Annotated in this window: 5 protein-coding genes and 1 other RNA gene (1 of these 6 running past the window's edge); 1 reads left to right on the top strand and 5 read right to left on the bottom strand. The window is 57.7% G+C overall.

Annotation, left to right across the window (positions count from 1 at the left end):
- Positions 1–56: non-coding RNA, RtT sRNA (locus F8562_RS18425), on the top strand; it begins 114 nt to the left of the window's first position.
- A gap of 169 nt (positions 57–225) precedes the next feature.
- Here F8562_RS18425 and narI read toward each other — a convergent pair.
- The 5 genes from narI to F8562_RS18400 form a co-directional block, all read right to left on the bottom strand.
- Entirely contained in the window at positions 226–903 is a 678-nt protein-coding gene (gene narI, locus F8562_RS18420) for a respiratory nitrate reductase subunit gamma (RefSeq protein ID WP_004103123.1), read from the bottom strand.
- A complete protein-coding gene (gene narJ / locus F8562_RS18415) occupies positions 903–1,613 on the bottom strand; it encodes a nitrate reductase molybdenum cofactor assembly chaperone (RefSeq protein ID WP_014229743.1) in 711 nt (236 codons plus the stop codon). Before narJ ends, narI begins: the two co-directional genes overlap by 1 nt.
- Positions 1,610–3,145 (bottom strand): nitrate reductase subunit beta, encoded by a 1,536-nt coding sequence (narH, locus tag F8562_RS18410; RefSeq protein WP_014838755.1) that lies wholly within the window; start codon positions 3,143–3,145, stop codon positions 1,610–1,612. Before narH ends, narJ begins: the two co-directional genes overlap by 4 nt.
- Positions 3,142–6,885, bottom strand: a complete 3,744-nt coding sequence (locus F8562_RS18405; RefSeq protein WP_094909330.1) for a nitrate reductase subunit alpha — start codon at positions 6,883–6,885, stop codon at positions 3,142–3,144. Before F8562_RS18405 ends, narH begins: the two co-directional genes overlap by 4 nt.
- Before the next feature lie 396 nt (positions 6,886–7,281).
- Positions 7,282–8,670 (bottom strand): NarK family nitrate/nitrite MFS transporter, encoded by a 1,389-nt coding sequence (locus F8562_RS18400; protein ID WP_014229746.1) that lies wholly within the window; start codon positions 8,668–8,670, stop codon positions 7,282–7,284.
- Between the last annotated feature and the right edge of the window lie 55 nt (positions 8,671–8,725).

Genomic DNA, 8,725 nt, shown 5'->3' with positions numbered 1-8,725 from the left:
GGCAACGACCCGAAGGGCGAGGCGCAACGCGCCGAGTAATCCTTCCCCCACCACCATCACTTCCCTGCAGTACCTCAGCAAAATCAAATTATCAAAACCGTCTTAGTTAGCTCTTTTATTTCTCCAGAACTGATTCTGTATTTCTGCCATATGTGCCCCGCCGGGAGCAGACCGCACAAATGAAAAACCCTGCCGCAGCAGGGTTTAGCTTTACTCGAAATAGAATTAGCGACGGGCGCGTACAATCTGGTATTTGCGCGTCAGGTACTCCACCGGCGCGCTCCAGATATGCACCAGACGGGAGAACGGGAACAGCACAAACAGCGTCATGCCCAGCACCAGGTGAACGCGGAAAATAAACGCCACGCCGTCCAGATGCTGCGAAGCCCCGCCGTGGAAGGTCACCACCGACTGCGCCCAGCCGACCAGCTTCATCATTTCGCTACCGTCCATATGCTGAGCGGAGAACGGAATAGTCAGCAGGCCCAGGGCGCACTGCACCATCAGCAGGGAGAGGATCAGAATATCCGCTCCGGTGGTGGTGGCGCGCACGCGCGGGCTCAGCAGACGACGTTTCAGCAGCAGCAGACCGCCCACCAGCGTCATCACGCCGCAGGCGCCGCCCGCAATCATCGCCATCTTCTGCTTCACGTCGACCGGCAGGAAGGATTCGTACATCCAGTGCGGCGTCAGCATACCGAGAAAGTGACCGGCAAAGATCCCCAGAATCCCGATATGAAACAGGTTCGAAGCCAGATTCATCCCTTTACGGTCCAGCATCTGGCTGGAGGCCGCACGCCAGGTATACTGCCCGTAGTCATAACGCAGCCAGCTTCCCACCAGGAACACCGTACCGGCGATATACGGATAGATGTCAAAGAAGAACATATTCAGGAAGTGCATTATTGCTGTCCTCCGTTAGAGATATTCAAATATTGCGGGGCAACGGCTCCGGCAAAACGACGCTGGTGAGCGGAGATCTCCGACTCGCCGCAGCCCTGATCGGCAAAGAATTTCACCTGTTCTTCTTCCCAGACGGCGTCCAGCGCCTGCGGCGTATCGTCGCGGGCTTCATCGGCGATTTTTTCCGCCACTTTCTGGCTATCGACCTGCGCGTTAGCCAGCTTGAGCAGCAGCTCAAACAGCGCCGCGTAGCCGCTCTCGCGCTGCTGCAGGCGAGCGCTGAGCAGGCCGAGAATCGGCGCGACGTCCTGCAATCCGCCGAGCGCTTCCGCTTCCGGCAGCTGCGCCAGATACTCCAGGTACAGCGGGAGATGATCCGGCAATTCGCGGCTATCCAGCTGCAGACCGTGGCGTTCATACTGCGCCATCAGGTCAACCATCGCCTGGCCGCGATCGCGGGATTCGCCGTGCACGTGCTCAAACAGCAGCAGCGAGGTCGCGCGGCCGCGATCGAAGAGTTCGCTGTAGCGAGACTGCGCGTCCAGCACATCCTGAGCGGTCAGGTCACGCAGGAAAACGCTCAGCTTATGGGCATCCTCCGGCGCGAGCTTTTCCGAAGCGGCGATAGCGTCAAACAGCTCCTGCTGATGCTGCCATAAGGCAGCGTCAGGGTACTCGAGAAGGCGCGACACAATGACGAGTTCAATCATGGGTGCGGCTCCGTTTTGCTGGTGACGTCGATAGCATCGATACGGCGGCTGTTAAACAGATTGAACTGGCTGTCAGAACCGTGGCAGCCGTCGCCGAAGGTAAAGCCGCAACCGTTTTTCTCAGGGAAGGCGTCGCGGGCCTGCTCGCGGTGGCTGCTCGGCACCACGAAACGGTCTTCGTAGTTAGCGATAGCCAGATAGCGATACATCTCCTGCGCCTGCGCCTCAGTGAGGCCTACCTCTTCCAGCGCCCGGGTATCCAGTACGCCGTCGACGGTTTCCGCGCGTTTGAAGTGGCGCATCGCCAGCATGCGTTTCAGCGCCAGCAGCACCGGCTGGGTATCGCCCGCGGTCAGCAGGTTGGCCAGATACTGAACCGGGATACGCAGGCTTTCCACGTCCGGCAGAATACCGTTGCTGCCCAGTTCCCCCGCGTCGGCGGCCGACTGAATCGGCGACAGCGGCGGCACGTACCAGACCATCGGCAGGGTGCGATATTCCGGATGCAGCGGCAGCGCCAGCTTCCAGTCCATCGCCATTTTGTACACCGGCGACTGCTGGGCAGCGTCGATAACGCCCTGCGGCACGCCGTCTTTCAGCGCTTGCTCAATCACTTTCGGGTCGTTCGGGTTGAGGAACACGTCCAGCTGACGCTGATACAGGTCTTTCTCATTCTCCGTGCTGGCGGCATTTTCAATGGCGTCCGCGTCGTACAGCAGCACGCCGAGGTAGCGAATACGCCCCACGCAGGTTTCCGAGCAAACGGTCGGCATCCCGGATTCGATACGCGGGTAGCAGAAGATGCACTTCTCCGATTTCCCGCTCTTCCAGTTGAAGTAGATTTTCTTGTACGGACAGCCGGTGATGCACATACGCCAGCCGCGGCACTTGTCCTGGTCGATCAGTACGATGCCATCTTCTTCACGTTTGTAGATGGCGCCGCTCGGGCAGGTCGCCACGCACGCCGGGTTCAGGCAGTGCTCGCACAGGCGCGGCAGATACATCATGAAGGTGTTTTCGAACTGGCCGTACATCGCCTTCTGCATGTTCTCAAAGTTCTGGTCTTTGGCGCGTTTCTCGAACTCGCCGCCCAGAATTTCTTCCCAGTTTGGACCGCTGGTGATTTTATCCATCCGCTGACCGGTGATCAGCGAGCGCGGACGGGCGATCGGCTGGTGTTTGCTTTCCGGCGCGTTGTGCAGGTTCTGGTAGTCGTAGTCAAACGGCTCGTAGTAGTCGTCGATGCCCGGCAGATGCGGGTTAGCAAAGATTTTACCGAGCAGCATCGCGCGGTTGCCCATGCGCGGCTGCAGCTTGCCGTTGATCTTACGGATCCAGCCGCCCTTCCACTTTTCCTGATTCTCCCAGTCGTTCGGGAAACCAACGCCCGGTTTACTTTCAACGTTGTTGAACCATGCGTACTCCATACCCTCGCGGCTGGTCCAGACGTTTTTACAGGTGACCGAGCAGGTATGACAGCCGATGCACTTATCGAGATTCAGCACCATGCCGACTTGTGAACGAATTTTCATTTTACGCTCTCCTGTACCTGGTCGTTACCTTCGCCATCTAACCAGTTAATATTCTTCATCTTACGTACCACCACGAACTCATCGCGGTTCGACCCTACCGTGCCGTAGTAGTTAAAGCCGTAGGCCAACTGGGCATAGCCGCCGATCATATGGGTCGGCTTCGGCGTAATACGGGTCACGGAGTTGTGGATCCCGCCGCGCTGCTCGGTGATCTCGGAACCCGGCAGGTTTACGATACGCTCCTGGGCGTGGTACATCATGGTCATCCCGGCCGGCACGCGCTGGCTGACCACCGCGCGGGCGGTCAGCGCGCCGTTGCTGTTGAACACCTCGATCCAGTCGTTATCCTTAATCCCCAGATCTTTGGCGTCCGCTTCGCTCATCCACACAATCGGGCCGCCGCGCGACAGCGTCAGCATCAGCAGGTTGTCGCTGTAGGTGGAGTGGATACCCCACTTCTGGTGCGGCGTCAGGAAGTTCAACGCCTTCTCCGGGTTGCCGTTGGATTTCGCCCCCATCACCGTTTTCACCGAACGGGTATCAATTGGCGGACGATAGACCAGCAGGCTTTCGCCGAAATCGCGCATCCACTGGTGATCCTGATACAGCTGCTGGCGGCCGGAAAGCGTACGCCACGGGATCAATTCATGAACGTTGGTGTAGCCGGCGTTATAAGAAACGTGCTCATCTTCGAGTCCGGACCAGGTCGGGCTGGAGATAATTTTGCGCGGCTGGGCCTGAATATCGCGGAAGCGGATTTTTTCCTCTTCTTTATTCGTCGCCAGGTGCGTATGGTCGCGACCGGTAAACTCGCTGAGCGCCGCCCAGGCTTTCACCGCCACGTGGCCGTTGGTCTCCGGCGCCAGGGTCAGGATCATCTCTGCCGCATCAATCGCAGTGTTAAGCATCGGCTGGCCTTTCGCCGGGCCGTCCGCTTTGGTGTAGTTGAGCTTGCGCAGCAGATCCATTTCGCTCTGGGTATTCCAGGCGATGCCTTTACCGCCGTTGCCGATTTTCTCCATCAGCGGGCCGATAGAAGTGAAGCGTTCGTATGTCGCCGGATAATCGCGCTCGACGGTCAGAATGTGCGGCGCGGTTTTCCCAGGAATCAGGTCACATTCGCCTTTTTTCCAGTCCTTAACGTCCAGCGGCTGCGCCAGTTCGGCGGCGGAGTCGTGCTGGATAGGCAGCGTCACCACGTCGGTCTCTTTGCCGAGGTGCCCCACGCAGACTTCAGAGAATTTCTTCGCGATATCTTTGTAGATATCCCAGTCGCTTTTCGATTCCCAGGCCGGGTCGACGGCGGCTGACAGCGGATGAATAAACGGATGCATATCCGAGGTATTCATGTCGTCTTTTTCATACCAGGTGGCGGTCGGCAGCACGATGTCGGAATAGAGGCAGGTGCTCGACAGACGGAAATCGAGTGTCACCACCAGATCCAGCTTGCCGTCGAGACCGTTGTCTTTCCACTCCACTTCTTCCGGCTTCACGCCGCCCTGCTTACCGAGATCTTTGCCCTGAATACCGTTTTCCGTACCCAGCAGGTACTTCAGCATGTACTCGTGGCCCTTACCGGAAGAGCCCAGCAGGTTAGAACGCCAGATAAACAGGTTGCGCGGATGGTTTTTACCGTTTTCCGGCTGCTCTGCGGCAAAGCGAATGGAACCCTCTTTCAGGGATTTGACGGTGTAATCGACCGGCGTCATGCCCGCTTTCTTCGCCTCTTCCGCGATGCGCAGCGGGTTGGTGCCCAACTGCGGCGCCGACGGCAGCCAGCCCATACGCTCGGCGCGCACGTTGAAATCAATCAGGTGGCCGCTGTACCGGGATTTATCCGCTAACGGCGACAGCAGTTCCTGCGCGGTTACGGTTTCATAGCGCCACTGGCTGGAGTGGTTATAGAAGTACGACGTGCTGTTCATATGGCGCGCCGGACGCTGCCAGTCGAGAGCAAACGCCAGCGGCTGCCATCCGGTCTGCGGACGCAGTTTTTCCTGGCCGACATAGTGCGCCCAGCCGCCGCCGCTCTGACCGACGCAGCCGCAGAAGATCAGCATATTGATAAGACCGCGATAGTTCATATCGAGGTGGAACCAGTGGTTCAGACCGGCGCCGACAATGATCATCGAACGGCCGTGGGTCTTATCGGCGTTATCGGCAAACTCCCGCGCGGTACGGATAATGTGCGCCCGGGAAACGCCGGTGATTTTCTCCGCCCATGCCGGGGTATACGCTTTGACGTCGTCGTAGCTGCTGGCGCAGTTTTCATCGCCAAGACCGCGATCCAGACCGTAGTTCGCCATGGTCAGGTCGTAGACGGTGGTGACCAGCACGCTAGAGCCATCGGCCTTCTGCAGGCGTTTGACCGGCAGTTTGTGCAGCAGCACATTTTCCAGCTCGACTTTATTAAAGTGCTCGGTACCTTCGCCGCCAAAATACGGGAAGCCGACGTTGGCGATATCGTCGTGGCCGCCCAGCAGGCTCAGGCGCAGCTCAACGTCTTCACCGGTTTTGCCGTCGCGCTGTTCCAGATTCCACTTGCCTTTGTCGCCCCAGCGGAAGCCGATAGAGCCGTTCGGTACGGTGATTTCGCCCTTCTCATCAAAGGCGACGGTTTTCCATTCCGGATTCGTTTCCTGACCTAATGCGTCCACCAGATCAGCCGCGCGCAGCATGCGGCCCGCGGCGTAATAGCCGTCGCGCTCTTCGAGCATCACCAGCATCGGCATGTCGGTGTAGCGGCGCACGTAATCGGTGAAATACTGGCTCGGTTTGTCGAGATGGAACTCGCGCAGCATGACGTGGCCCATCGCCAGCGCCATCGCCGCATCGGTACCCTGCTTCGGCGCCAGCCACAGATCGCAGAGCTTGGCGATTTCGGCGTAGTCAGGGGTGATGGCAACGGTTTTGGTACCTTTGTAGCGCACTTCGGTAAAGAAGTGGGCATCCGGGGTACGGGTCTGCGGAACGTTGGAGCCCCAGGCGATAATATAGCTGGAGTTGTACCAGTCGGCGGATTCCGGCACGTCGGTCTGTTCGCCCCAGGTCTGCGGTGACGCAGGCGGCAGGTCGCAGTACCAGTCGTAGAAGCTCAGGCAGGTGCCGCCGATCAGCGACAGATAGCGCGCGCCGGAGGCATAGGAGACCATCGACATCGCCGGAATAGGCGAGAAGCCCGCCACGCGGTCCGGGCCGTAGGTTTTGACGGTGTAGACGTTAGAGGCGGCAATCAGCTCGTTCACTTCCTGCCAGGACGAACGCACGAAACCGCCGCGGCCGCGCGCCTGCTTAAAGCTTTTCGCTTTGTCGGCGTCTTCAATAATAGAGGCCCAGGCATCCACCGGATCGCTGTGCTGAACTTTCGCTTCACGCCACATTTTCATCAGGCGTTTGCGCATCAGCGGATACTTCAGGCGGTTGGCGCTGTAAAGATACCAGGAGTAGCTGGCGCCGCGCGGGCAGCCGCGAGGCTCGTGGTTTGGCATATCCGGACGGGTGCGCGGATAGTCGGTCTGCTGGGTTTCCCAGGTAACCAGACCATTTTTGACATAAATCTTCCAGCTGCACGAACCGGTGCAGTTGACACCGTGGGTGGAGCGCACAACTTTATCGTGCTGCCAACGTTGACGGTATCCATCCTCCCAGTCCCGGTTGGTTTTTAGAAGCTGGCCGTGCCCATCGGAAAAGGTTTCACCCTTCTGTTTGAAGTAGCGAAACCGGTCCAGGAATTTACTCATCGGGTCTCTCCTGTGTGGAGCCTGACGGCTCTCTGATAAATCGACATTGCTGGATTTGCAGCGAAGGTAACGCTATGAAAGAGGGAGAGAATTGATAACGATCAAGACGATATGGCTTATAAAAACGGGTTAACACAGTAATTACCACCAAAGTGGTATTTATTTCTATTTTTTATTTTATTGATTAACAAAGATATTTTGCATAAAAGCCTGCGGAAAATAAGGATTAGCGATTCGCCATGGTATTAAGGGGTAGATACCCCTTAAGTCATTTTTTCTGTGACTTCAGGGGGCTTTTAAAATTACCCCACACCATTAGTATGTTGTAACTAAGAAATAAATACTAAAAAGGGCGCAAATACCGTTGCGCCCTTTGCAGAAACTCAGAAAGAAATATTATTTCTGCTTGCGTCCGTAGACTGCCCAGGTAATCACCACGCAGGCGATATAGAACACCAGGAAGACCTTCATGGCGCCGGCCGGTGAGCCGGTTAAATCCAGCGAAATACCAAACGCTTTTGGAATAAAGAAGCCGCCAATCGCGCCAATCGCCGAAATAAAGCCCAGCGCCGCCGCCGTATCGGTCGCCGCTTCACGCATGGCCTGCGCTTCGCTGCCGCCCTGCGCCTTAACGCGATCCATGGTCATTTTGCGGAAGATAACCGAGATCATCTGGAAGGTAGACGCGCTGCCCAGACCGGCGGTCAGGAACAGCACCATAAATACCGCGAAGAAGGCAATAAAGTTGCCGCCCTCGCCGTGGGTCGGCAGCGTCAGGAACAGCAGGCCGCAGAAGATAGCCATAACCACGAAGTTCACCAGCGTCACGCGAGTCCCGCCGAGGCGGTCGGAGATCGCCCCGCCGGTCGAGCGCGCCAGGGCGCCGATAAACGGCCCGAAGAACGCATAGTGCAGAATCTGCACATCCGGAAACTGGGTCTTCGACAGCATGGCGAAGCCCGCCGAGAAGCCGATAAACGAGCCGAAGGTGGCAAGATAGAGCAGCGCCATAATCCACAGATGGGCGCGCTTCAGTACCGGTAGCTGCTCGCTCAGCGACGCCTTCGACGCCGACAGATCGTTCATAAAGAACCACGCCGCCAGGGTGAAGATAATCAGGAACGGCACCCAGATCCACGCCGCGTTTTCCAGATACAGCATGGAACCGTCCGGCTGCTCGCTGCCGGTACCGCCAAAGACGGCGAAGATCGACAGCGAAACCACCAGAGGGGCAACCAGCTGCATTACGCTGACGCCCATGTTCCCGAGGCCGCCGTTGATGCCCAGCGCGCCGCCCTGCTTCTGCTTCGGAAAGAAGAAGCTGATGTTAGCCATACTGGAAGCAAAGTTCGCCCCCGCAAAACCGCAGAGCAGAGAAATAATCACGAAAACGCTGAAGGGCGTAGAGGTATCCTGTACCGCGAAGCCTAACCAGACGCAGGGCACGATCATGATCCCGGTACTGAACGCGGTCCAGCGACGTCCGCCGAACAGCGGTACCATAAACGCGTAAGGCACGCGCAGCAGCGCGCCGGAGAGCGCCGGGAGCGCGGTCAGCATAAACAGCTGGTCGGTGGTAAACTGAAAGCCGACTTTATTCAGGTTGACGGCAACGGCGCTGAACAACATCCAGACGCAGAATGCCAGCAAAAGACACGGAACGGAGATCCACAGATTGCGGCTGGCGACGCGATGACCGCGCTGCTGCCAGAATTCAGGATCTTCAGGACGCCAGTCGCTAATGACTGAACTGTTAGTCTTCTCCGGGATTGAAGAGTGACTCATAGACACCTCTAATAATTCATATTAACCCTGGCTACCTTATGGGTTACAGGCGGCG

Origin of the sequence: Klebsiella sp. RCJ4 (assembly GCF_009025755.1) — a bacterium.
GTDB lineage: Bacteria > Pseudomonadota > Gammaproteobacteria > Enterobacterales > Enterobacteriaceae > Klebsiella > Klebsiella michiganensis.
This window is presented reverse-complemented; position numbering and strand designations above follow the sequence as displayed.

Excerpts from the sequence above, each read along its gene's own strand:
- narI (WP_004103123.1), bottom strand. The coding sequence starts at position 903 with ATGCACTTCCTGAATATGTTCTTCTTTGACATCTATCCGTATATCGCC.
- narJ (WP_014229743.1), bottom strand. The coding sequence starts at position 1,613 with ATGATTGAACTCGTCATTGTGTCGCGCCTTCTCGAGTACCCTGACGCT.
- narH (WP_014838755.1), bottom strand. The coding sequence starts at position 3,145 with ATGAAAATTCGTTCACAAGTCGGCATGGTGCTGAATCTCGATAAGTGC.
- F8562_RS18405 (WP_094909330.1), bottom strand. The coding sequence starts at position 6,885 with ATGAGTAAATTCCTGGACCGGTTTCGCTACTTCAAACAGAAGGGTGAA.
- F8562_RS18400 (WP_014229746.1), bottom strand. The coding sequence starts at position 8,670 with ATGAGTCACTCTTCAATCCCGGAGAAGACTAACAGTTCAGTCATTAGC.